At 69.8% G+C, this 24,798-nt stretch carries 23 protein-coding genes; all 23 read left to right on the top strand.

Going from position 1 to position 24,798, the window contains the following annotated elements:
- Nucleotides 1–72: 72 nt before the first annotated feature.
- The 23 genes from AXK61_RS02650 (at nt 73) to AXK61_RS24735 (ending at nt 24,784) form a co-directional block, all read left to right on the top strand.
- Nucleotides 73–2,529: a phage minor head protein gene (locus AXK61_RS02650; RefSeq protein WP_197466730.1), complete on the top strand. Its 2,457-nt coding sequence runs from the start codon at nt 73–75 to the stop codon at nt 2,527–2,529.
- A 159-nt stretch (nt 2,530–2,688) separates the two neighbouring features.
- Complete coding sequence (locus AXK61_RS02655) at nt 2,689–5,547, top strand: hypothetical protein (protein WP_068743673.1); 2,859 nt, start codon at nt 2,689–2,691, stop codon at nt 5,545–5,547.
- Entirely contained in the window at nt 5,544–5,831 is a 288-nt protein-coding gene (locus AXK61_RS02660) for a ribosome modulation factor (RefSeq protein ID WP_068743674.1), read from the top strand. The genes AXK61_RS02655 and AXK61_RS02660 overlap by 4 nt, the downstream gene beginning before the upstream one ends.
- The gene (locus AXK61_RS24725) at nt 5,821–5,973 is read left to right on the top strand and encodes a hypothetical protein (RefSeq protein WP_156485533.1); all 153 of its coding nucleotides are present in this window, start codon (nt 5,821–5,823) and stop codon (nt 5,971–5,973) included. Before AXK61_RS02660 ends, AXK61_RS24725 begins: the two co-directional genes overlap by 11 nt.
- Before the next feature lie 86 nt (nt 5,974–6,059).
- Nucleotides 6,060–7,901, top strand: a complete 1,842-nt coding sequence (locus AXK61_RS02665; protein ID WP_068743677.1) for a major capsid protein — start codon at nt 6,060–6,062, stop codon at nt 7,899–7,901.
- An 88-nt stretch (nt 7,902–7,989) separates the two neighbouring features.
- Nucleotides 7,990–8,784: a hypothetical protein gene (locus AXK61_RS02670; RefSeq protein ID WP_068743679.1), complete on the top strand. Its 795-nt coding sequence runs from the start codon at nt 7,990–7,992 to the stop codon at nt 8,782–8,784.
- Nucleotides 8,785–8,794: 10 nt separating this feature from the next.
- Nucleotides 8,795–9,037 carry a hypothetical protein gene (locus AXK61_RS02675; protein WP_068743681.1) on the top strand — a complete coding sequence of 81 codons (243 nt, stop codon included), beginning with the start codon at nt 8,795–8,797 and terminating at the stop codon, nt 9,035–9,037.
- 86 nt (nt 9,038–9,123) lie between these two features.
- Nucleotides 9,124–9,819 (top strand): hypothetical protein, encoded by a 696-nt coding sequence (locus tag AXK61_RS02680; protein WP_068743682.1) that lies wholly within the window; start codon nt 9,124–9,126, stop codon nt 9,817–9,819.
- Between the two features lie 72 nt (nt 9,820–9,891).
- Nucleotides 9,892–10,536: a hypothetical protein gene (locus tag AXK61_RS02685; RefSeq protein WP_068743683.1), complete on the top strand. Its 645-nt coding sequence runs from the start codon at nt 9,892–9,894 to the stop codon at nt 10,534–10,536.
- Nucleotides 10,536–10,994, top strand: a complete 459-nt coding sequence (locus AXK61_RS02690; RefSeq protein WP_068743684.1) for a hypothetical protein — start codon at nt 10,536–10,538, stop codon at nt 10,992–10,994. Before AXK61_RS02685 ends, AXK61_RS02690 begins: the two co-directional genes overlap by 1 nt.
- 68 nt (nt 10,995–11,062) lie before the next feature.
- Nucleotides 11,063–11,338, top strand: coding sequence for a hypothetical protein (locus AXK61_RS02695; RefSeq protein ID WP_068743685.1), 276 nt, complete (start codon nt 11,063–11,065; stop codon nt 11,336–11,338).
- A complete protein-coding gene (locus AXK61_RS02700) occupies nt 11,325–11,780 on the top strand; it encodes an HK97 gp10 family phage protein (protein ID WP_068743686.1) in 456 nt (151 codons plus the stop codon). The genes AXK61_RS02695 and AXK61_RS02700 overlap by 14 nt, the downstream gene beginning before the upstream one ends.
- A gap of 2 nt (nt 11,781–11,782) precedes the next feature.
- Entirely contained in the window at nt 11,783–12,343 is a 561-nt protein-coding gene (locus AXK61_RS02705; protein WP_068743687.1) for a hypothetical protein, read from the top strand.
- A 2-nt stretch (nt 12,344–12,345) separates the two neighbouring features.
- Complete coding sequence (locus AXK61_RS02710) at nt 12,346–12,951, top strand: hypothetical protein (RefSeq protein ID WP_068743688.1); 606 nt, start codon at nt 12,346–12,348, stop codon at nt 12,949–12,951.
- Between the two features lie 77 nt (nt 12,952–13,028).
- Nucleotides 13,029–17,618 carry a transglycosylase family protein gene (locus AXK61_RS25605; RefSeq protein WP_068743690.1) on the top strand — a complete coding sequence of 1,530 codons (4,590 nt, stop codon included), beginning with the start codon at nt 13,029–13,031 and terminating at the stop codon, nt 17,616–17,618.
- Nucleotides 17,618–18,583, top strand: coding sequence for a hypothetical protein (locus AXK61_RS02720; RefSeq protein WP_068743694.1), 966 nt, complete (start codon nt 17,618–17,620; stop codon nt 18,581–18,583). Before AXK61_RS25605 ends, AXK61_RS02720 begins: the two co-directional genes overlap by 1 nt.
- Nucleotides 18,580–20,214, top strand: a complete 1,635-nt coding sequence (locus tag AXK61_RS02725; protein WP_068743695.1) for a Gp37-like protein — start codon at nt 18,580–18,582, stop codon at nt 20,212–20,214. The genes AXK61_RS02720 and AXK61_RS02725 overlap by 4 nt, the downstream gene beginning before the upstream one ends.
- Nucleotides 20,215–20,262: 48 nt before the next feature.
- Nucleotides 20,263–20,961: a hypothetical protein gene (locus tag AXK61_RS02730; RefSeq protein ID WP_068743696.1), complete on the top strand. Its 699-nt coding sequence runs from the start codon at nt 20,263–20,265 to the stop codon at nt 20,959–20,961.
- A complete protein-coding gene (locus AXK61_RS02735; RefSeq protein WP_068743698.1) occupies nt 20,958–22,667 on the top strand; it encodes a hypothetical protein in 1,710 nt (569 codons plus the stop codon). The genes AXK61_RS02730 and AXK61_RS02735 overlap by 4 nt, the downstream gene beginning before the upstream one ends.
- A 28-nt stretch (nt 22,668–22,695) precedes the next feature.
- A complete protein-coding gene (locus AXK61_RS02740; RefSeq protein ID WP_068743700.1) occupies nt 22,696–23,064 on the top strand; it encodes an LtfC-like domain-containing protein in 369 nt (122 codons plus the stop codon).
- A gap of 10 nt (nt 23,065–23,074) precedes the next feature.
- Nucleotides 23,075–23,407 carry a hypothetical protein gene (locus AXK61_RS02745; RefSeq protein ID WP_156485534.1) on the top strand — a complete coding sequence of 111 codons (333 nt, stop codon included), beginning with the start codon at nt 23,075–23,077 and terminating at the stop codon, nt 23,405–23,407.
- A gap of 118 nt (nt 23,408–23,525) precedes the next feature.
- On the top strand, nt 23,526–24,635 hold the full coding sequence (locus AXK61_RS02750) for a hypothetical protein (RefSeq protein ID WP_068743703.1): 1,110 nt from the start codon (nt 23,526–23,528) through the stop codon (nt 24,633–24,635).
- On the top strand, nt 24,632–24,784 hold the full coding sequence (locus AXK61_RS24735) for a hypothetical protein (protein WP_156485535.1): 153 nt from the start codon (nt 24,632–24,634) through the stop codon (nt 24,782–24,784). Before AXK61_RS02750 ends, AXK61_RS24735 begins: the two co-directional genes overlap by 4 nt.
- The last annotated feature ends 14 nt before the right edge of the window (nt 24,785–24,798 follow it).

Raw genomic sequence — 24,798 nt, forward strand, 5'->3', positions numbered from 1 at the left:
GAACGCCGCTTCGCCGCCTGGAACCACAAGGTCACCGCCGAACGCGACCTCACCGCGGTCGTCCTCGCCGGGATGGATCTGTGGCGCACCGCCGTCTACGCCGCGATCACCGAGCAGCAGCCGAACCGCGAGCAGATCCTCGCCGGCGGTTTCTTCCAGCACCTGTGGCGCCTCGACAGCGCCGCCGCCGCGGCCCGCACGTGGCTGCGGTGGGTGGACGGTGCCGTCGCGCCGTCGATCTCCGCAGTGTTCGGGGAGGCGTTCAACACCGTGCGTAAGACCGCCACCGTCAGCCCGCAACCGTACGAGGCCGCGCATATGGCCGACGTGCACGACCGGCTCGTCATCTGGCCCGACGGCGCGTTCGAGGAACTCCGGCCCGAGCTGCAGGAGGCACTGTCCGAGGCCGAGTCGATCGGGCAGGTGCAGGACCGCGTCGGCGCCGTGCTCGGCATCGACAAGCAGACCCGCGAGCACCGCGCGCGGATCAACGAGATCAACCGCATCCTCGACGATCCCGACGCGGATCCCGCGGACCGGGCCGAGCTCCTCACGCAGAAGGCGCAGCTGTGGCGCGACCACGACGAGTCCCTGCAGGACTGGGAGTGGAAGGCCCGCCGCATCGCCCGCACCGAATGCCTACCGGCCGACACTCCGATCGAGGGCGGCAACATCACCGCGGTCTACCGCCGGCACTACGAGGGGGAGTGGATCGAGGTCGAGACGTGCTCGGGCCGCAAGATCGCCGGAACCCCGAACCACCCAGTGCTCACGATCGACGGGTGGAAGGGACTGGGTGAGCTGACGGAAGCGGACCGCTTGGTCTGCCACAGCATCAGCGTCGAGAAGGCGTGTGCGGCGGGAGATGAGCACGTACAGGACACTCCACCCACGATCGGTCAGATATTCGACGCGGTCGCGGCAGTAGTTGTCCCGGAACGGGAAGCTACTGCTGAGCCAGACTTCCACGGCGACGGGCGCGATGGCTATGTCGACGTTCTTCGTCCCGACTGGTTGCTGCGGGTTGGGCGATTCTCCGCGCTCACCGAGGGCGGATTCGATAGCGACCTCGCCCCATCCGACCATCGAGCGGTTGCTGCCGCGGCTGAGCGCCATTCGTTCAGTCGTGATGTCCCGGTTCCGTACGGCGTGAGCCTGCTTGAGGTCCCGGATTGGGACGCTCGCGCGGTTCAGTCGGGTTGCGATGGCTCGCTTGTTGACCCCGTAGCGCGCGGCGAGCGCCTTCTGCGATACGCCGGACATGTACAGGCGGACGAGTTCTTCGTCGTCGAGGCCGAGTCGATCATCGGGGAGACGGCGAGAGGTGAGCTTCCTGGACTCGGACATGCTGCGAATGGGAACCCTGCGCTCACGAAGAACGTCGTAGACGGTCGACTTGTTGCACCCAACCTCTCTGGCGATGCTGGTCGCACCCCAGCCGGACGAGTAGAGCTGGATGATGTTGTCCGCGTACATGTCGGACGGTTTGACGGCCACGTCTACAATCTTACCGCCGTCGAAGGGTACTTCGCCGGTCCGCAAGGTATCGTCACATCGAATACCCAAGGCGCTGTGGAGGCCGGCCAGTACGAGGCGGCCCGCGCGTCCGAGTCGCAGCTCGGGATCACCCTGTACAAGAGGTGGCTCGCGACGCCGGATACCCGCACCCGGCACTCGCACTGGCTCGCCGACGGGCAGGTCGTGAAGCTCGCCGAACGGTTCACCGTCGGCATTGCGCAGCTGCTCTACCCAGCAGACCCGTCGTCGGGGGTCGCGTCGGAGGTGATCTCGTGCCGGTGCTCCCTCATTTATCAGGAGATGGACGAGGTGCAGGCTGAGCTGCAGGGCCCGGACGGCAGCATCGGCGAGGTGGTGCCGCAGGGCGTGCGTCTCGGACCTGACGATCCTGCGGTCGTCGACGCGAAGATCGCCGAGCTCGAAGCCGCCGACGACGAGCACACCGACACCCGCGCCGAGGACTGGGCGCCGCCACTCAGCGCGCCGACCCCGGAGTCGAAGCTGCACGTCGACAACAACGCGCACCCGCACGGCCTACCGAAATGGCCTGAGGAGGAGCGCGCCCGGCGTCAGCTCGCGGCTGTGCCGGACTTCTTTCCCGGTGAGCCGCTGTACCAGCACGAGATCGAGTTCGTCGAACGGTTCAAGGCGCGCGGTGAAACAATGCAGTGGATTCCGAAGGCGCAATGGGATCCGATCACCCGAAATACACCGTCGACGAGCGACTTTCTGTGGCGCAACAACTTCAGTCTTCCCACGGAGGTGAAGTCCACACGCGCTAAATATCGTTCGATCCGCAACGCGATTCAGCGGGCCGTCGAAACGTCGATCGCGAATCCGGAGTCGCCGCGCAAGGAGAACTTCATCATCGACATCGGGCACGCCCAGTTGAACGAAGTGCTGCGTAATCAGGTCGGCAACTACAACCGGAGGAATCCGGGCCTGCAGATCAATCGTCTGTGGATCATGCACTCAGACGGCGCCGGATTCGACGAGATCCACCAGACATAAGTATGGGACGCATCCCGCCCGTTCAAGTGTCCTGTTATTTCAAGGATAAGGCGGGGTAGCGTCCCATACCTCGCACTATACGCGGATCGCGGCGCGGCGGCGATACCCTGTAACCAGCCGCTGCTGGCGTTGGGCCGGGCATGACCTTCCGAGGTGCCCGTGACCGCTCCCGCCGTCGATGCCCCGATCGTCCCCGACGACGCACTCCCGGCCCCCGCGGCACCGTCTGGCTGGCGCGGCCCGATCATGCCGATCAACGAGCGGTCCGGCGACGGCCGGATCATGGTCCTGGACGAGACCATCACCGACCCGCCGTGCCGGCCCCTCCCGCTGCCCCTCTCGGCGCAGAAGCATGTCGACGAAGGCCACGACGGTGCGATCGTCGTCGGCCTCATCCGCCGCGTCTGGCTGCAGGACGGGCACGTCTGGGCCGAAGGCACCTTCAACGACGACGAGGACGGCCGCGAGTGGGCGCAGCGCGTCGCCAACGGGCAGCGCTGGATCTCGGCGGACCTGTCCGACATCCAGGCCGAGGAGATCCCCCTCGACGAGCAGGGCGCCGAGCTCGACGTCGCGAGCGTGGAGGTGCTCGACCTCGAGATCGACTCGCTGATCCGGGTCACCGAGTGGAAGATCATGGGCGCCACCCTCGTCGCCGGGCCCGCGTTCGAGTCCGCGCACATCGAGGCCGCCACCGTCGAGCCGTCCGGGCTCACCGCGTCGCTGATCGCCGCCGGCATCGCCTACGACGCCGACGATTTCGCCGACCCGAAGCTGGGGGAGCTGACCGCGCTGCAGGTCACCGACGACGGCCGCGTATTCGGGCACCTCGCCGGTTGGCGCTCGTGCCACACCGGATTCGCTGGCGCCTGCGTCACCGCGCCGCGGTCGGCGTCGAACTACCGCTACTTCCACCAGGGCGCAGTGCGCCTCGCCGACGGCCGGGACCTGCCGGTCGGGAAGATCACCCTCGGCACCGGCCACGCGTCGACCCGGCCCGGCGTCGGCGCCACCGCGGCCGCCGCGCACTACGACAACACAGGCTCGGCGGTGGCGGTCGTCCGCTGTGGCGAGGACACCCACGGCGTGTGGGTCGCCGGCCGGACCCTGCCCGGGGTATCCGAGCAGCGGCTCGCCGAACTCCGCCGCTCCCCACTGTCCGGGGATTGGCGCACCGTCACCCCGGGCGGCGGGCTCGAGCTCGTCGCGGCGCTCGCCGTGAACGTGCCGGGCTTCCCGATCCCACGGACGCAGAGCATGGCGGCGTCGGGGGAGATGGCGCTCGTCGCCGCGGGGATCGTCACCCCGGCGACCGCGCGCGCCGTTGAAGCGAGCATCCGCAAGGCGCGCGCCGGCGTGCTCGCCCAGCGGATGAACGGGATCCGCACGCGCGATGTCCGGGCGCGGATGAGCGCACTGCGCGTCGCCGGGCTGACCCGGCGGATGTCGCTCGTCGCCGCGCCGGTCGAGGAGGACGGCACCCAGCTGCAGGGCGGCCAGCGGATCGTCCGCACGCAGGAGGGCGCGGACCGATACGGCGTCGAAGTCGGCCAGCCGATCCCCACCGGGACGGCACGCACCCAGGCCGTCGAGAAGGAGTGGGAGTCGATCAAGGCCGAGAACCCGGCGGGATCGAAGGAGGGCAAGGGGAGCGGCGGCAGCAAGGGCAGCAGCACGAAGAGCAAGGACACCACCACCAAGGGGCAGGTGCCGTCGGGCAGCAAGAAGCTCGGCAGCTCCACGGCGGCCCGCAAGTCCGGCGACAGCGCGTTCATGGAGGAAGACGAGTCGCCGGACCAGGGTGCGAAGGGCGGGAAGCTCACCAAGTTCGAGGCGGGCGTCGCGTACTACAGCGACGGCACCATGTCCGACGGTGCGAACTGGTACGAGCAGGGCGAGACGAAGGCGACCAGCTCGAAGTCGACGAAGAAGTCCGGGACGTCGACCAAGTCGAGCGACTCCACCACCTCGGGCACGAAGTCGTCGAGCGCGAAGACCAGCACGCCGGTCGATCCGATCAGCGCGTTCGTGCAGGCGCTCACTGAGATGCTCACCGGCAAGAAGGCCAGCACCTCGACGTCGTCTGACGATGGCGGGCAGAGCCTTCCCGCGGGGCCGGACCCGCAGGCGCAGGCCCAGCACGAGCGGCTCAACAGCCTGCTGGACCGGATGCAGCGCACCCTCGACGAGCGCGACCAGCGGGACCGGTCTCAGCGCGCGGTCGTTGCGTCGGGGCGGATGCAGGGGCTGCGCGTGACGGCGCTCCGACACCGGATGTCCACCCTCGGTGAACGCAAGCGTTGGCCGAAGGGCACACCCGGCGGACTGGGCGGCAAGTTCATGCCCGGGGAAGGGAGCCCGTCCGGCGGAAAGACGTCGAAGGCCAGCATCCGGGGGCGGGAGTCGAAGGCGGCGGCCGCGAAGCGCACCATCACCGAACTCGAAGATGCGGTCGCTGCGCTCTCCGACCCGTCGGACGAGAACATCGCCCGGTTCGAGAAGGCCGAAGCGGCCGCGCAGAAGGCCGCCGACGCCCACGCCGCGGAGAAGGCCCGCGCGCAGGCCCGCCGCGACAAGGACCGGCGGTCCAAGCAGGACGCGATGGACACGCTCATCGAGAAGGGCTACCAGCCCGACGAGGCAGAGGCCGAGGCGTTCGGCCGGCCCGTCGAGCGGATCCGCCGCCGCGAGGCGATCGCGACCGCCCGTGCCGAGGGGGCCACCGTCCGCGGGTTCGATGACGCTGTGCGCGCGCTTCACACCACCGCGATCGCGGAGCAGTACGATGCAACTGAGGGCGGCACCGTCCAGGGATACCGCCTCAAGTCGAAGTACCAGCACCTGTCCGAGATGGTCCTGTGGACCAGCAACGACGCCACGGCCCGCAAGTACATGACCGACGAGATGGCCGAGTGGTTCGACCAGAACGGCCGCATCACCCGCCAGGTCGTCCGCGACAGCTGGCTCGCCGGCCGCGGCGGGAACTTCGACACGACACAGCAGGGGTACTACCAATGACCACCATCGACATCCCGACGGTCACCAAGAACGTGCGCGAGGTGCTCGCGAACCGTCCGAGCACCCGCGGTACGGAACTCGCCGAGGCCTATGTCGCCGGTCTGAACGCCGGTCCGGGAGTGAAGAACCCGCACGCGGGGAAGGACGTCCTCCTCGCGCAGATGTGGCGCCGCGGCTGGGAGAAGGCGACCGCGCAGCGGATCCCCGGCTTCCAGGCACTGCTCGACGAGATCGGCGACCAGGCCGACGAGGACTACGACGAGGATCTCGACAATGGCGTGTAGTGCGTGCTCCGGCAACAAGAACGTCACCGAGTACCAGGTGCGGTGGCCCGCAACGGGCATCGTCCGCCGCTTCGCCACGGAGGCGGAAGCGCGAGCCGCCGCGCAGCACGACGGCGGCGTGTACGAGCAGGTACGACGCTGACACGCTGACCTGCGTTACAGTTGACCACGAAGATCCACACGTAGTGCTGCTGGCGTTGGGCCGGGCTTCTCCCCGAGGAGACCCCGGTGACCATCAAGCTGCAGGACCTCATCACCGCCGCAGAGCAGTCCGACGACCCCGCGGGTGCCGTCGGCCAGCTGATCGCGGACAACCCCGACACCGACCTGGCGGCGATCGCCGCTGAGGCTCAGGCGGAGTTCCAGGACAAGGTCAACGTCGAGAACCCGACCGACGAGGACCTCACCGTCATGGAGACGCTGGTGTCCATCGGCGAGTCCGTTCAGCAGGCAGCTGACGCTGCCGCAGCCGCGACTGCGGAGCGAGCCGCGACGCTCGCGTCCCTCTCCGACCGCATGGGTGCCGTCGGCGCCCGCGACGACGTCGACGAGGATCCGGCGGAGCCGCTCGAGGAGGATGAGGCCCCCGCCGACGAGGCGCCGGTCGACACCCCTGCCGAGCCGGTAGCGAAGGCCGCTGGTGTCGACGCGAAGAAGAAGGCGTCGACCGCTCAGACCGACACGCCCGCAGCGGGTGTCGACGCGCCCGTGCAGGAGGCCGCGCCGATCGCCGCCAGCGCAGGGGCGCGGCGCCGTGTCCCGCTGGGGTCGCTGCCCCGTAAGCAGGAGCCGACCCCGACGGAGACGCGCGGCGTCGCAATCGTCGCCGCCGCCAACGTCAAGGGCATCCCCGCCGGTTCCGAGCTCGACGGCCTCGACGGTCTCACCGCCGCCGTGCAGGCGAAGATCGAGGCGCTGCCGTCCGGGTACGTCCCGAACGCGGTGATCAAGGAGAACGTCGCGACCATCCGTCGCCCGTTCCCGAAGGAGCTCGTCGCGTCGGCTGACCGCCGCGACGACACCGACGTCCTGAACTACGCCGCCGACCACTCGCGGCTCGACGGCGGCAGCCTGGTCGCGGCCGGCGGCTGGTGCTCGCCGTCCCAGACCCTGTACGACCTGCCCGGCATCCTCGCCGACGCGAAGGCCGGCCTGATCGACGTCCCGGACATCCAGGTCAACCGCGGCGGCATCCGCTTCAACCGCGGCCTCGACTTCAAGAACATCTACGCGGGCGTCGGCTTCGCGCAGACCGAGACCCAGGCGATCGCCGGCCAGGAGAAGACGTTCTGGCACATCCCGTGCGTCGACCCGTGGATCGACGTCCGCTCCGACGTGGTCGGGTTCGGCCTGATCGCCGGTGTGCTGCAGCAGGACGCGTACCCGGAGGTAGGCCGCGAGGCCACCGCCGGCGCGCTGGCGGCCCACGCGCACAAGGTGAACGCGTCGACCATCTCCCGCATGGTCGCGGAGGCCACCAACGTCGGCACCGTCACCCTCGGCCCGTCGGTCACCACCGCGGTCCTCGGTGGCCTCGAACAGCAGGTTGTCGACGTCCGGTACGGCTACCGCGCGCCGGAGACGATGCTCCTCGAGTGCATCCTCCCGCTGTGGCTCAAGCCGCTCATCCGGCAGGACCTGTCGCTGCGCACCGGCATCGCGTTCGACCAGGTCGACGACGGTGCGATCACCGGCTACTTCGCGAAACGCGGTGTGCGCGTGCAGTTCGTGTACGACTGGCAGGACTCGTTCACCAGCGCGACGACTCCGTCGACCGGGTTCGGTGGCGCGGACGCGTACAAGGACTGGCCGGACACGGTGCAGGCGCTGATCTACCCCGCGGGCACGTACGTCCGCGGCCGCGGTGAGGTGCTGTCGCTGGACACGATCTACGACAGCACCAACCTGAAGATCAACGACTACATCCAGCTGTTCGTCGAGGAGAAGATGCTCGTCGCCCGCCGCGCGTACAGCGCGCGTCTGGTGACGTTCCCGACCCTCGTGAACGGCGTGACCAGCCAGCCCCGCGAGCTGGACGGCAACGGCGTGGTCGTCCCCGCCACCCCGTAGCAGTCCCCGTGGCCCGCACCCCTGCCTCGTTCCCCAAGGGGGCAGGGTGGCGGGCCACCTCAGCACCCGCGCCATCTAGGAGGACGACGTGACCACCCCGACCCCCGTGCGGCCCCTGCTGTACGTGCCCGCCCCGTCGGTCACCCCGACCCGGTTCGGGCTGCTGTCCGTCGCCGACCTCACACCACCGGAAGACGCCGCGCACTTCCAGTTCGGCGTCGAGTGGAAGGCCAACGCCCGCGGCGACGCCGTGCGCCTCGCCGCCGCCGAGTGTATGACCGACGAGCCGGCCCGCCAGTTCGACGAGGGCCTCGACTTCCCGCACGCGCTGGCCGTCACCCTGTACACCGGGTTCACCTGCAAGACCGTCGGACTCGACGAGGATTCGGTGCAGGCAGAAGCCGAAGCTCGGCTCACCGCAGGCGAGGGCGCGGCGCTCGAACGGACCATCTGGGCCGCCGCGACACCGTCGCTCACCGTCGACGCCACCGACCTCGGCACCGTCCCGGACATCACGGCGGCGGTCGGCGCGCTGGAGACCCACGCGTACCGCGCGTTCGCGGGCCGCGGGATCCTCCACGCGCCTCGTGCGCTCGGTGCTGTCGCCGCGGGCGCACAGCTCACCGTCCGTCAGAGCAACGCTCTGGCCACGCCGCTCGACACGGCGTGGTCGTTCGGCGACTACCCGCAGCCGAACCGCATCGCGGTGTCCGGCCCGATCACGGTGCGCCGCTCCGGCGTCAAGGTCCACCCGATGCAGTGGGCCGACGGCATCGACCTCACCACGAACGAGGTGTTCGTCCTCGCCCAGCGCACCGTCGTCGTCGCGTTCGACCCCGGCGGCGCAGTCATCACCATCGACTCGACCGACCCGACACCGTAGGAGGCCCATCATGCCGACGATCATCCCCAAGCCCGGGCAAGCCCCCGCGCTGGCCGCCCGACTGCTCAAGGCAGCAGGCGATCACCCGGAGCGCGTGCGGACCTCGACGCACGGCGGCGGCACCGCCTTCGACGTCGACGACGATCTCGCGGCCGCGATCGCCGAGCCGGAGCCCGAGCCGGAGCCCGAGCCGGAGCCGGTCAACAAGCCCGCCACCCGCAAGAGCAGGGCCAACACCGGCTCCGACAGCTGATCCCGCCCCGCCGAGCGGGATACCATCAACAACAGAACGAACTCGCTGCTGGCGTTGGGCCGGGCATCCTCACGAAGGAGCCCGCCGTGGCGACCATGAAGAGCATCCGAGGCAAGGCGCTCCGGATCACCAAGCTCGACGAGTGCGGCAACCCCATCGAGGTCGGCCCCGCCGTCGTCGTCACCAAGGGATTCGCCTCGATCCAGCTGTCCCCGCAGTACGTCGACGGCGAGGACACCGAGGAGCAGAACGCCAACGGCGACATCTGCATCCAGGACAAGGCGCCCGACAAGATCAAGAACATCGAGATCGAGGCCACCCTCTGCGAGGTCGACTTCGACATGGTCGAGATCATGACCGGCCAGAAGGTCCTCGTCGACGCCGCCGGGGAGTCCGTCGGCAACATGTTCGGCCAGGCCGAGGAGGTGTTCTTCGCGCTCGAGGTGTGGTCGGACATCCCCGGCGCGGTGTGCGGCAGCGGCGGGAAGCCGTTCCTGTACCACGTGCTGCCGTACATCGCTTCCGCGAAGCTCGGCGACTTCACCATCGAGAAGACCGCGGCCACGTTCACGTTCACCGCGAACACCCGCCCCGGAACCGCTTGGGGCCCGGGCCCGTACAACGTGCAGATGGCCGGCACGCCGACGCCGGTGGCGGCGCCGCTGATCACCCCGTTCGAGGACACCGACCACTACGCGTGGATCCGGTCCACGGTGCCCGTCCCCGCGGTCACCGACGGCCCGGTGACCCTGGCGCTGGCGCCCGGCTACCACACCCCGTAGCCGATGGTGACGTTCTGGCCTGTTACTGAACCGGTCTCGCCTGATCCGAAGTGGCTTGCGCTCACTCCGGAGATGCGGGGCCGGTTCACGGCTATCGCGGTCGAGCTGCTGTGGCGCCGCACCGGCCGGGTGTTCGGCCTCACCGCGCGCACTGTCCGCCCGTACCTCGCGTGCGACGGGCGGCCGAGCACGTACGAGGGTGAGGGCGGCGTCGACTGGTACCCGATCATCGGGTTCTGCGCGCCGTCCCGGCGCCGCGTCGCGCTACCCGGCCCTGTGCACGAGGTGCTCGAGGTGCGCGTCGACGGCGCCGCAGTGCTCACGCCCGCGTGGGAGATCCGCGAGCACCGGTGGCTGGTGCGCATCGACCCGGCGGGGGAATGGCCCGCGCCAGTCGAGCCGGGTCCGGGCTTCGAGATCGACTACGTGCGTGGTGTGCCCGTCCCGCTCGGCGGTCAGGAAGCTGCCGGCGCGCTCGCGCACGAACTGTGGAAGGCCGCCGACGGCCAGGACTGCGGCCTCCCGGAGAACGTGCGCACGGTGTCGCGGCAGGGCATGAGCATGGAGATGGTCGACATGGCTGCGCTGATCGGTGACCAGGCCACCGGCGTGCCGTCCGTTGATCGGTGGATCGCCTCGGTGAACCCGTTCCGCACCCTGACCCGCCCCGAGGTGTTCTCGCCGGACATCGCGCGGGGCGCGCGGGTGATGCGCTGATGGACCCGTACGAGCTCGCGGCCACACTGCGCGACGAACTCGTCGTGCAGCTCGAGCAGAGCCTCGCCGGGCCGGTGCGACTCGCCACCGTCCACCCGGGCGACATGGTGCCGGCCTACACGTCGTGCGCGATGGCCGCGGTGCGCATCGCGGCGATCACCCCACAGGACCCCGGGCTCGGGTGCGGCGCACCGTCGTCCTGGGATGTGACGCTCGACCTCGTCGTGAACCGCTGCTACCCCAACGATCCGTCGCGGACGCCCGACATGGACGTGCTCGCCGACCTGGCGCGCGAAGGCGTCTCGGATGCCGAGGCGATGATGCGGGCGATGTGCGTGGTCCCGGACGACTACCGGTGGACGCCGGGCGCGTGGCGGCCGGTCGGCCCTCAGGGCGACGTGTACGGCGGCGTCATGCAGGTCATCGTCCACGACCTTGACGCCCCATGCTGCCCCTGAGCGGTACGATTCGAGGGAAGTAGCAGCCGCTGGCGTTGGGCCGGGCCGTCCCGTAGAGGTGCGCCCACATGCCCGTTGACGTCCGATTCCACACCAAGGCCTTGCAGTACGAACGCGGGCAGGTGGTGCACGGCCTCACCCGCAGCCCGGTCCTCGATGGCTTGATCACCCGAGGCCTCGTCGAGGTATTAGCGGAGACCCCCGACCAGCCGATCGAGCTGGCGGCGCCCGAACATCCCTCCGACACCGAGCCTCCCGTGCAGGACGAGGCCGCAGAGCCGGTCCCCGCGCCCGCCGACGCGCCGCGCCGCGGCCGCAAGCGCGCCGAAGATGCCGACCAGTAGCAGCTACCAGTTCAACCACGGCGAGTCCGACCGTGTGATGGCCCAGGGCGCAGTGCAGTGGGGAAACCGTGTCGGCCGCGCCGTTGTGAACCAGGCGAAGAAGAACGCCCCGGTCGACGAGGGCCGCCTCCGATCGAGCATCAGCCACACCGTCGACGTGCGGCCCCGCGCGGTCACCGTCACCGTCGGCTCCCCACTCGAGTACGCCGCGTACCAGGAAGAGGGCACCGGCATCCACGGCCCCCGCAACGCGCTGATCTACCCCACCACGATGAAGGCCCTGAAGTTCCGGGCCTCGATGAAAGGCCCCGGCCAGCCCGCGAAGGGTAAGCGGCCGTGGGTGTTCGCCAAGTACGTGCGTGGCGTGGAGGCCACACACTTCCTGTCCCGCGCCCTGGAAACGGTGCTCGGGCAGGGGAATGTCCGCAGACGAGGAAGGTAACCATGGCAGGGCAGAAGCGTTTGACCGCACCGGATCCCGACGGAGAGTACGACGAGGACCTCGACGATGACAGCGAAGTGCTCGAGGGTGAGGTGCTCGACGATCCCGACCTCGACGAAGACGAAGACGACGACGAGGCGGACGAGGTAGAGGTCGACGAGGCCTTCGAGTTCGAATCCACGCAGTACACGCCGGAGCAGCTGGCGGCGCGGAAGGTCCGGCACTTCAAGCTCGACGGTGAGACGCTGCGCGCCGAGCAGCCCGACGACGCCGCGTACGCGCTGCTCTCGCAGGCTGTCGCGTCGGCAGCAACGAACTCCGACCGCACGCACGCCATCCTGAACTTCGCCTGGGGCTGCCTGGACGACCGGTCGAAGATGGTCATCCAGCACCGCCTGTACGACCGCACCGACGGGTTCGGTCTGGAGACGCTCGCGCAGATCGTCGACAAGTTGCTCGTCGACTTCTCCCCGGACCCCAAGTCCGCGGTGAACCGGGCCGCGCGCCGCAACGCTGCCAAGGCGAAGCAGCCCCGTCGCCCGCAGCCGCGTCGGCGCCGATAAGCATGTGGGGGACCACCCCCGTGATCCGCGTGGACGGTCGGGTGCTGCACGTCGCCGCACCCGACCGCACCGCCGGAGAGCTGGCGCCGCTGCTGCTCTGGGACGACCTGATCGTCGACAACCCGATCCCGTACCTGTTCGCCAGCGTCCCGCGCGCTGAGGACCGGGTGTGGCTCGCTGGCCGGATCCTCGACCGCCAGCACCCGCTGACTGTCGCTGTGCTGCACCGCATCACCGACGCCCTGGTCCTCGATCACACCCGGTGGAATCGGTGGGAGGCGAAGTTCCTGTGGACCTCCGCATTCGGGATGTGGCATGAGGTGGACGGCGACCTGCAGGCCCGAGGCGTGAATATCGCTGCAATGCCGCTCGCGCAGGCCACGAACGCGGTCTACGGCACCCTGCGCGGCTGGTACCAGAACCGAGAACGCAAGGACTACGACCAGTTCCAGCGGGACCTCCACCGGAAGCCGCCGCGGGTGGTGCGCGCCGAGATCGAGGATGCCACCGACGACGACTTCGCTGACGACGCTGAAGCTGCCGCCGCGCTCACCCGCCGCGGCCGGGCGCGGGACACGTCCGAGGACAGCGTCGTCGAGTACCGGTGACTGCGTCGGCGGTACCCTAGACACAGATTCCTGCTGCTGGCGTTGGGCCGAGCGAGATCCCGAAGAGGGTTCGCTCGATGACCGCACCAGGTGGCACGTTCGCTGAAGCGAACGTCAAGGCCACGCTGACGTGGGATGACATCGAGCGGCTGATGACCCCCAAGGTCGAAGCCGCGATGAAGAAGGCCGAGCAGGCCGTCGCCAAGCACCTCGACAAGATCGAGGCCGCGTTCGACCGCAGTGCTGGGCGGATGGCCGACGCGTTCGCGAAGGGCATGAACGCGGCGGCCCGCACCGTCGACCGTGAGCTCGCGGGGATCGAACGCCGCCTTCGCACGTCGCGGATGTCAGTGACGATCGACGCGAAGGTCGACTCGGCCGCGGTGGAGCGGCAGCTCGCCTCCCAGAACCTATCCGGCGCCGGTGCCGCGCACGGCCGCCAGTACGCGGCCGGGCTCGTCGGAGCCCTGTCCGCCGGGTTCGGTGTCATCAGCAAGCTATTCGCCGGAGGCCTCGGCGGCGCGCAATCCAACTTCGCGCGCATCGCTCTGCAGACCAAGATCGCAGCGTTCGCCGCCGGGCAGCTGGCGAAGAAAATCCTCCTCGTCGGCGGAGTGCTCGGCGGACTCGGCGCGGGCGCGCTCGGCAAGCTCGCCGTCGGCCTCAAGCTCGCGTCCCGGTTCGCCGGGCAGCTGGCCCGAGACCTCACCCGCGTCATCGCGCTCGTGACCGTGCTGCAGGCCGTCGGCCGCGGCCTGTCGATGCTCGCGAACTTCGGGAAGATCGCCGCGATCGGCACCATCGGATTCTCCGCGCTGCTCGGCGTCGCCACCGGCATCACCAACCTCATCTCCGGGCCGATGCTGCAGGCGATCACCGCGATCGGCGCCGCGATGGGCGTGGCGGCCGGCGCCGCCGCGGGCATCCTCGGCCCGGCGCTCGTCGCGCTCAAGGTTGGGTTCGCCGGGCTGTCCGACGGTGCGAAGAAGTTCAACGAGCAGTTCAAGGAGATGGACGACGCTCTCGCGGAGCGGATCGGCAACATGATGGCGCCGCTGCTCACTGCGTGGCACGACGCCAGCAGCCAGATGAAGCTCGCGTTCGCGAGCGCGCTGAAACCCGCGTTCGCGTCGATGGGTGGCCTCGTCAATCAGTTCCGCCCGCAGCTCGTCGGCCTGTCCACCACCCTCGGCGAGGTCGGCAACGAGGTCGCGAAGAGCCTGAGCGGGCCCGCTGCCAAGCAGGGCTTCGCCGACATGCTCGACGCCTCCAACACGTTCTTCTCGGCGTTCAAGGGCGAGTCCGGGCTCGGCGGTCTCACCGCCGGTCTGGTGTCGTTCGCCGGCACCGCGGCGAAGACCTTCGCCGGGGTCGGCGACGGCATCAACAACGCGCTGCTGTCCGCGGGGGAGTGGCTCCGCAACATCAGCCCCGACCAGATGCGCGCGGCGTTCGACCAGCTGCGACAGGTCCTCGACAACATCGGATCGGTCGTTGGCCCGGTGCTCTCCGGGCTCCGGCAGCTCGGCGCGATCAGCGCGCCCGCGCTTGCGCCCGGGTTCAAGGCCGTCGGTGACGCCATCAGCCAAGCCACCCCCGGCGTGCTCACCATGGCCCGCGAACTCATGCCCGCGCTCGGGCAGGCACTGCAGAACCTCGCGCCGATCCTCCCCGGCATCGTCAACGCGTTCACACCGTGGGCGTCCGTCGTCGCCGTCCTCGCCCCGCACATCGCCACTCTGCTCTCACACCTCGGACCGCTCGCGCCGCTGATCCTCGGGATCGCGCTCGCCGCGAAGACAATCACCTCCGCGATGGTCGCCTACAACGCGATCATGGCGATCGCGTCGGTCGGCCAGGGCGTGTTCGCCGCCGCCACCGGCGCCAGCTCGGCATCCCTCGCGGGCAACACCATCGCGCTCGCAGCACACAAGGTGGCGACCGTCGCGGGCACTATCGCCACCAACGCGGCCTCGATCGCGATGCGCGCGTTCGGCGTTGCACTGAGGTTCGCGACCGGTCCGATCGGCCTCATCATCACCGCCGTGGCGCTCGTCGGTGCTGCGATCTGGGCGTTCTTCACCAAGACCGAGACCGGACGCAAGCTCTGGGCCACCATCTGGACCGGCATCAAGACCGCGGTGTCCGCGGTCGTTGAGTGGTTCACCGGCACCGCCGTTCCGTGGCTCAAGTCCGCGTGGGACAACATCGCTGCCGGTGCGACGTGGCTGTGGCAGAACGTCATCCAGCCCGTGTGGGAGGGCATCAAGTCGGCGATCGGTGTCGCCATCACGATCATCAAGGGCTACATCTCCGGATGGATCGCCGTCTTCAAGGTCGTCGGCTCCATCCTCACTTGGCTCTGGCAGAACGTCGTCGTGCCCGTCTGGGACGGGATCAAGGCGGCCATCGGCCTCGCGATCGACTTCATCAGCGCCGAGATCGAGGGCTTCAAGGCGATCTGGGCCGCACTCGAACCGGTCTTCACGTGGCTCTGGCACAGCGTGATCGAGCCTGTATGGAACGGCATCAGGGGCGCGATCGAGGCCGTCGTCGGCTGGATCATGAACACCGCGGTGCCCTGGTTGCAGCAGGCGTGGAAGGACTTCACCACCGGCATCAGCATCATCGTGACTAAGGCTCAAGAGGTCTGGGACGGCGTGAAGGACAAGTTCACGCAGATGGTGGACTTCGTCAAGGGGCTGCCCGACAAGATCAAGGCCGCCGCGGCCGGGATGTGGGATGGGCTCAAGAGCGGGCTCGCAACGACTCTCAACTGGGCGATCGACAAGCTCAACAGCTTCGTGGGCGTGCTGAACAAGGTCCCCGGCGTGAACATCGCCGCGATCCCTCACGTCGGATTCGCCGCGGGCGGATGGACCGGGCCGGGCTCGAAGTATCAGGCCGCCGGCATCGTGCACGCCGACGAGTTCGTTCTCTCGAAGGCCGCGCGCGGCAGCATCGAGGGCAAGTTCCCCGGCCTCCTCGACTTCATGAACGCGAACGGCACGCTGCCGGGGTACGACGTGGGTGGCCTCGTCGGCGGTCTCCGCTCTGCGGTGTCGGGCATCGTGAACTCCGGCTACGTGTTCGGCGGCTGGGGCAACGGCTGGAACACCGACTGCTCCGGCGCCACCGCGTCGGTCGCGAACATGGCGACCGGGAAGGCATCCGGCCCCGGGCAGGGCCAGCGGACCGCGACCGGTGGGATGGGCGCGTTCCTCGCCGCGCGCGGCTTCCAGGCCGGGCGCGGTCCGGCGGGCTCGCTCCGTATCGGCTGGGACGCGCAGCATTCCGCCGGCACCCTGCCTGACGGCACGAACTTCGAGCACACCGGGCCGCAGGGCGCGCCGGGCAAGTTCGGCGCTGGCGCGCAGGGGGCGGGCTCCCTGGCGAACGAGATGTGGCTGCCGATGGGTGGCGACCCGTCGGGCGCAGCGGGGCCGGTCGTCGGATCCGGGGCCAACAACACGGCCACGGGCGGCGGGTCCGGCGGCGGGTCCTCCAGCGTGGCGTCGTCGTCGAGCAGCGGCAGTAGCGGCGGCGCGAAGCGCACTGCGCAGCAGGAGCTCGCGCGGATCCCGCTCGCGGCGCTCGAGAGCGCGTTCGGCATCAAGATCCCGGAGTGGCTGGATCCGACGATCCAGCAGCAGACCTCGCAGGCGACGACGGCGAACACGGCGGCGGTCACCGCGAACACGCAGGCGATCGCGCAGCAGACGACGGCCGCCACCACCAGCACGGCCCAGGCCACCACGGGCGCCGCGACGGTGCCGCTTACCCAGAACCCGGATGGCACGTGGACGTCGTCGAACCCTGAGTGGGCGAAGCTGATCAAGCGCGAGTCCGGCGGCAAGGCCGACATCGTCCAGGGCATCCAGGACGCCAACTCCGGCGGCAATGAGGCCTCGGGCCTGTTCCAGATCGCCAAGGGCACGTGGGCGGGCAACGGCGGCACCTCGTTCGCTGCTACCGCCGGGCAGGCGACGCCGCAGCAGCAGGCGCAGGTCGCGGCGACGATCTTCGGGAAGTCCGGCGGCTCCCCGTGGGGATCCGGCGCCGGACAGTCCGGCCGGGAGAACGAGGCCGCGCTGCGAGCCGGGATCACCAGCGGTGGTGCCGCGCCGAGCTCGCTCCCGTTCCCGCAGACACCGACGGTCACGCCGACGACCGCCGGCCCGGGGATGCCGCTGCCGGTCACGCAGTCCACGGGCCCGGTCGCCACGCCGACGCTGAACCGCACCGGCGAGCAGACCGGCCCCGAGCTGGTCACCGGCGACACCGGCACGAGCAACAACACCGGCGGCGACCTGGTCACGTCGGGCATCGGCTGGGCGGGCGACGCCACCAAGGAGATCGTCGGCCAGTTCCTCGCGCCGTTCGGCCTCGACGGCCTGTTCGGCAAGGGCGTGGACATCGCGACCAACGGAGCGAAGGGCGCCGCGGCGCAAGCCCAGAAGGCTGCACAGGCCGGCGTCCAGGCAGCGAGCGCTGCGGGCGCCGCCACCGGCAACCCGGCCCTCGTCGCCGCAGGCGCCGCGGGCAGCGGCGCGACCGCCGTCTTCAACCAGCAGTTCAACACCACCGACCCGAAGGCCCAGACCCAGCAGATGGTCCGCGCTGTCGGCGGCCAGTCGCTGGTCACGAACACCCTGAGGAGCCCGTAATGGCCCAGAAGACGCTGTGCCTGAAGAACCGGTATCGGAAGTACCAGCTGATCAAGCGGGACGCCTCCGGCAACGACCTCATCGTCCTGGACGTCCTCGACGCATCGAACTTCGAGCGCCGCGGCATCCACCTCCTCGACGGACTCGGAGGCCTGTACTACCTGCCGAAGACGCAGCCGATCGAGAAGAGCGCGTACGGCGAGGGCGCGAAGCCCTCGGACAACCCGCGCGTGAACGAGCGGTCCGCGCAGCTGCGGTTCGGCACCGTCGGGAAGGACCCCGCGGACTGGGTGTGGATGGAGACCCTGCTGTGGCGCGTCCTGAAGGTCGGCAAGGACGCGGTGCTCCGGATCTACGACATCGACGGCTACAGCTGGCGTGAGCTGACGATCCGCCTTCTCGAGTCCCCGGTGGACCAGACGAAGCTGCAGCTCGGCATCCACAACACGGCGAAGCACACCGTCGACTACTTCGCCGGGGACCCGTACTGGTACGGGCCGCTGGACAGCGTGACCTTGAAGCGCTCGGACATGGTGCTGCAGCCCGACGGCGTGACCTACCGGGGCACCGTCGACGTGTGGAACCCGACGGACTCCCTCGGCTGGCTGGAGTGGGCCAACGGACAGGAGACCGCGCCGTTCACGTGGAAGATCCCGGACGCCGTGAACCCCGATCTGACGCCGGGCCGGCTCGTCCCGCTCACCCCGAACGGGCCGCTGCAGCCAGGCCAGGAGTTCCTCGTGCAGACCTACCCGACGAAGCCGCGAGTGCTGTGCCGTGACGACTCTCTCGCGGGGTGGGCGAACTTGCGCGGCATGGAGTTCGACAACCCGCTCCCGCCGGAATTGAACACGCCGGTGTCCCTGCCGGTGGAGCTCGTCGGCGGCTCTGCGACGTCGCAGATCACGTGTTACATGCCGCGCCGGTGGGAACGGTTCGTCGGCGGCGAGAGCGAGGACCTGTGACCGCACCAGCGCTGCTCGAACCGGACCAGGTTCGCGCCTCCCTGCTCACGGTCTGCGCGGACATGGTCCGGCAGGCCCACGCCCCCCGGAAGATCTGGATCTACGACAAGAACTGGACCGAGCGCACCCGCATCTTCGGCGAGATCAGTGGCAAGTTCGTCCACAAGCTCAACGACTCCGGTGAGGGCGAGCTCGAGCTGTTCGGCGATCACCCGATCCGTGACTGGGTGGTCGACGAGCTCGGCGAGGACGAGGACCTGCACATCGTCGTCGAGACCGCTGGCGTTCGCTGGTCGGGCAAGTGCACCACGATCACCGAGGAGGACCGCGACAACGGCTTCTCCTACCTGAAGCTGCAGTTCATCTCGGAGTTCGAGCACGTCAAGAAGATTGTGACGTACTGCAATCCGTTCCTCCCCGCGGAGGTCCAGTGGCCGAAGATCTGGGCCACGGCAGGCCCGGCGGCCAGCACCAGCCTCATCGCGATCTTCCTGAACCTACTGCGGCGGTTCGCGCTGCCGTGGACGTTCTCCGACAACATCCTCGACCCGGGGTCGTGGGTGGCGAACCTGAACCCGGAGAACTGGCCGATCATCATCAAGCCGATCGACGTCCTGCAGGACACGTCGATGTGGGCGGTGATGGCGACCCGGTTCGGCCTGCTCTACGACATGATCCTGCCGACGCTCAAAGACGCTGGCCTGCAGCTGAAGGCGGAGCGGTGGCTGCCAGGCGACCCGCAGCCCGCCGAAGACTGGTACACGCTCGAAAAGCCCACCTTGGTGCTGTCGATCGAGAACAAGTCGGGGTACCGCGGCCTGACCGGCACCGTCCTCGATGGCTTGGCGTACCTGGTGCTGCAGATCACCGAGGACTTCATCAACGAGACCGCCCAGGAGATCCAGGGCGTCCCGAACCCGTCCGAGTACTCGCGGCCAGGCTGGAAGGGCTCGCTGAAGGACTTCCCGTGGGTGAATTTCCGCAACATCAAGCGGACGCACGGCATCTCGGGGGTGAAGTCGAAGGCGACGACCATCCACAAGGCGTCCGCGTCGGCGGTGGTCACGGGCGGGAAGTCGCCTCAGTGGGTGAACTCTGGGCTGAAGCTCCTGCTCAACGCGACGCTGGGGTATCTCGGGCAGGTCATCGGCAACCCGAACATCTTCGTCGACATCGTGTACCCGCAGGTCGAGGACGTGATACTTGCGTTCGACCGCATCCCGAACCCGTTCCGGCAGACCAGGATGGGCCTGAACGGGCCGCCGTTCGGGGAGGTGTGGGAGGCGTCCGGCGGCACCGGCTTCTCCCTCAGTGCGTTGCAGAGCGTGCGCACCGGGTTCTGGAAGTCCCGGGCGTACACGTCCACGAAGGTGGAGGTCGAGAACGGCGCCCCGTACCTCATCGGCCAGCACTTCGGGCTCGGCGACCGCGTCGCCACCGAGGTCGGCCGCTCCGGCTGGTACTACGTCGACCAGGTGTACACCGTCGAGGACTCCTGGTCCCGCACACAGGATCCGATCTTCCAGGTCTCCATCGGCAACGACCACCTCGAGGACACGCCGGGTGCGCTGCTCGCCCGTCAGGTCGCGAACATCCGGTCCGTCGTCCAAGCGCTGGGGGTGTCGTCATGACCAGAAAAACGCGGGTCTAGTCCGAGTAGTTCAACGATAGGAGGCGTCGTGGCGCGACGCAGGAACAAGGAAAAGAACAAGCTGAACAAGGGGATTCACCGCAACGCGGACGGCGTCGTCGTCGCCCGCGAGACCCGGCATCCGCTCGCGCACTACTTCCGCTCGGTGCCGATGGGCGAGGGCCTGCCGGACATGTCCATGACCGAGCACACCGCGCAGGTCCTCGCGATGCACGTCTTCGACAACCTTGACTGCTCGGCGCCGCGGCAGCCGCGGTACAAGGCGATCCCCCCGGAGCACGGGCCCGACGTGTGGGACAACCCGCCGCGGTGGGTGCCGATCAAGGACGAGGCGGAGGAGTCCCGCGTCGGCCGTGACCCCGTGGAGGACCCGGACTTCGACGCCTCCCGTGTCCCTGCGCTCGACGAGCTGACCGACGACGAGCTTGACGTCCTCGAGTCGCGGCTCCTCGCGCGCCGCAACCAGCTGGTGCAGGAGGAGAACCTCGACGGCGCGGGGTTCGACGCGGATCCTGCGGCCGGCGCGCCGGAGGGCTTCGACTTGTCGAAGGAGCCGGAGTGGGTGCAGCGCGCTGCGGGCCGGATGGCGGCTACGGAGGGCAAGATCCGCGCGCAGCAGGCGCAGGCCGCCCGCGACCGTGTCGAGGCGGCGAAGAAGCGTGCCGACGACGTGCGGAACGGCGTGTTCGACGCCACCGGTGAGGACGAGGGCGGTGATGCCCCGTGACGTCCCCCGACGGTGCCGCCCCGCCGGGCACATTCCCGGCGCAGCTGCTCAACACCCTGCAGGACATCCAGGCCTGCGGCGTCGGCAAGGAGGGGAAGCTCCTCATCCAGGCCCTTGCCGCGTTCGGCGACGGCATCACTCGCGAGTTCTATCACGGGTTCACCAACGTGGTGGACGCCGTGCAGGCCGGGTTCGACGCGCTCGGCGAGGCCCTGTCGGGGGAGCCGGGCATGGGTGGGATCCTCGGGTTCGCTAGCGACATCCAGGGCACGCTGCTCGGCGCGATCGAGCTGTCCGAGGTGCTGCTCGGCGACGTCACGGAGATCCTCAAGCAGCTCGCGCTGGGGCTCGGCTGCAACGACGTCACGGGGCCGATCGCGGAGAACATCGGGCAGGCGCTCCGCGATGCGCTGAACAAGCTGACCGCCGTCATGCGGATGCTGTTCACGCTGATCGAGGTGATCGTCGGGATCCCCGGCGCGACCATGGAAGACCTCGCGGCGTTCCTGTCGGGGAAGTGGGACGCGATCGGCGCCGTGTCGGCGCTCGCGGGCCGGATCCGCGACATGATCTTAGAGGCGTTCGGGTTCACTCCGACCGGGGATGACGCGGCGGACCTGCTGGGTGCGCTCACGTCGATCCCGCAGCAGGCGGTCGCCGGGCTGCAGGGCGCGCTGTCGTCGATCAACACGTACATCCAGGACCTGGTGAACGCGATCCTCCGCGCGATCCGCGGTATCCCGGTGGTGGGCGGCACCCTCGCCGACATCATCGCCGAGATCGGCGGGCTGCAACAGAAGGCGGTGGACGCGGAGTCCTCTGCGACCGCTGCTCACTCCACCGCGGCCGCCGTCGCGTCGTCTGCGCTCACCACCACCGTGGTGAATCCCAATGAGACGATCACCCGCACGGTGTACGGCCCGGGCACCACCACCTGGAACCGGCCCACCGCGTCGTCCGGCAAGAAGATCACCAAGTTCGGTATCCACGTCATCGGCGCGGGACAGGGCGGCGGCAAGGCCGAGAAGGGTAACGGCCAGGGCGCCGCGGACGGCATCGACGGCGGCGCCTACTACCTCGAGGTGCTCCCAGCAGACATGCCCGCGAGTCTGTCGGTCGTCGTTGCGAACGGCGGCGCGGGCGCCACGTCGACCGGCCCTGGGGCCATGCCGAGCGCAACGCGCGTCATGAACGGCGCCAGCGTGTTCGCCGAGGCGACGATGGGCGCCGCCTTCGCGAAGCTCGCCGGAGCCGTGCCGGTGCGCCTGGAGACCAAGCCCGGCCGCGGCGGCCGCGGCGGCGACGCGCTGCTCAAGGACGTCAGCACCGATAGCAACGGAGCGGTGACCGGCAAGTCGTACAGCCGCGGCGACGGCGAGGACGGCGAATCGTGCGCGGGCGGCGTCGGCGGCGCGGGCGGGCGTTCGTCGGGCGGCTGGCTCGGCGGCTCGACCACGAACGCGGCGGCGGGCCCGGCCGCGCGCACCGATCCGGTGTACCGCTTCGGCGCTCCCGGCGGTGGCGGCGGGTACGCCGGCGCGAACTCCGCGACGACGTCCGGCGCAGGCGCCGCGGGAGGCAACCCGGGCGGTGGTGGAGGTGGCGGCGGCGGATCGCCCTACACCGGCTTCGGAGGTGGAACCGGGAACGGCGGAGCTGGCGGCCCGGGCGAGATCACCTTCTACGTCTTCGAGGAACCGCTGTGACCGATCAACCAACGACAGGAGATTCAGTATGAGCAGTCCACTCGGCGGAGGAGCGACGCTCCTCACGCACCGGCCGGTCAAGGCGGTCATCGAGGTCTACCCGGGGCAGGACATGGAGTTCTTCCTGGAGGTCCCGGCGGGCGGTGAGCCGTGGCCGGCGGGCACGTCGGCGGAGTTGCGCTTCTACGCAACAGCAGCCGCGGACGCTGCGACGGTCGACACGGTCACGTTGGAGGTCGACGCAGCCGGGGCGTTCATCTACGGCCGGATGGAGTCCGCGGACCTCGCGGCCCTCCCCACTGGTGCGGTCTTCGCGGTGTACGCGTCGTTGCCGACCGCGCCGACCACCGACTACCTGATCGTCACGGGTGTCACGAAGCCCGGGAAGCGGGGCTGACATGCCACCGGTGAACAACGCATCGCTGCAGGCGATGTTCGTGACCTTCAAGGGGCAGGGCGACGTGCTCACCCTGCACACGGCCGACCCGGGCACGACCAAGGCCACGGCGCGCGTGGCCGGGAACACCGACCAGGTGACCACCTGGCCCGCGGGCTCCAACGGTTCCGGCACCGGCTCGACGGTGGCCTGCCCGGTCAACGCCGGGCAGACGGTCACCCACGTGTGCCTGTGGCACTCGTCCGGCCAGCACGTCGCGACGTACGCGCTCCCGACCGCAGCGGTGTACTCGTTCGCGGGCGTGCTGAACGTGACGCCGACGCTCACCGTCCTCGCGGGGTAGTCCGATGGGGTGCACGCGGATCACGGTGCCGTGCCCGGCGCCGCGGCCACAGCGGGTCGTCGTCGGGTGCCCGGGACCCCGGATCACGGTGCCGCGCCCGGCGCCGCCTCGGCCCGCTGTGGCCCGACCGCGCCCAGCCAGCCTGCCGGCGGACCTGCCCGAGCCAGCGCGGCTCGCGGCGCGCCCCGGCGCGGCACGCCTCATCGTGGCGGCCCCGCGCGCCGCGCACACGGTCCGCGTGATCGTGCCCCGGCTGGCACCGCCCCGGCTCACGGCACGCCGGCCGCGCGCCGCCGTGGCCGTGCCGGTCCCGGCGGTGCGCGTCGCCGTCGCGGTGCCGCGCGCGCCGTCCGCGTCCGTCGGCCGGCCCGCGGTGTGGGTGACGGTGGCACGCCCGCGCGTCGCGGTCGAGGTGTGCGCGCCGCCGATCTGGTGGCGGATCCTCGCGGAGTACGCCGCCACAGCGTCGTTCGGCGCCGACCTCACCGCGGCCATGAGCGTCGCGACCGAGCTCTCCGCGGCCGGGAGGCTCACCGCCGAGGTGGAGCAGAGCATGACGCACGCCGCCACGCTGGCCGCGGCGGGGAAGCTGACCGCGGCGCTGGCCCAGCACTACGTCGCCGCGCCCCTGATGGGCTGTATGGCAAAGTTCTCCGCCGCCGTTGCGCAGCGCTACAACTCGAGCATATCTGCGCGCGCGGCCGCTGCGATGACGGCGCAGGCCACCGAGGCCATGAACGCCGGGCAGACGGTGCCGATCGCGGCGACCATGAGCGTCGCCTGCTCGCAGCTCCTCAACGCCCCGGCCGCGATCGGGGCCCAGGCCGCGATGACCTGCGCCATCGCGTGGATGGACCGGTGGGAGGGTTCCCGCGGCGCGACGACCCTCAACCACGCCACGTGGACGGACCTGTGCAACTACACCGCGAAGGGCGCCGGCACCGGGACGGTCACGTTCACCGTCGCGCACTCCTGGGGCTCGAACGGCCTGCACTGGGCCTCCGAGCAGCGCGGCATCCGCATCCTCGTCAACGGCGTCCAGGTCGCCTCCCAGATGCAGACATACACCACGTCGTCGTGGTCGACGACGCTCACGCAGTCCGGTGTCGCGGTGCCCGCCGGCGCGACGGTGCAGATCCAGGGCTACGGCGAGACCACCGTCTACAGCGCCTGCCGCACCGTCACCGTCAGCAGCGCGTCCATGACCGTCCAGGGAGCGACCCCATGACCGAATACACCATCGCCGACATGCACGACGCGCACCTCCTGCTCGCAGGGCCGGACCACTGGCTGATCGTCGACCTCGTGCCCGACCAGCCGATCCGTATGGAGCGATTCGACGACGAGGCAGCAGCGCGCGCCGCCTTCGGCAACTGAACTGCCGCGGCGCG

Source organism: Tsukamurella pseudospumae (assembly GCF_001575205.1).
Classification (GTDB): domain Bacteria; phylum Actinomycetota; class Actinomycetes; order Mycobacteriales; family Mycobacteriaceae; genus Tsukamurella; species Tsukamurella pseudospumae.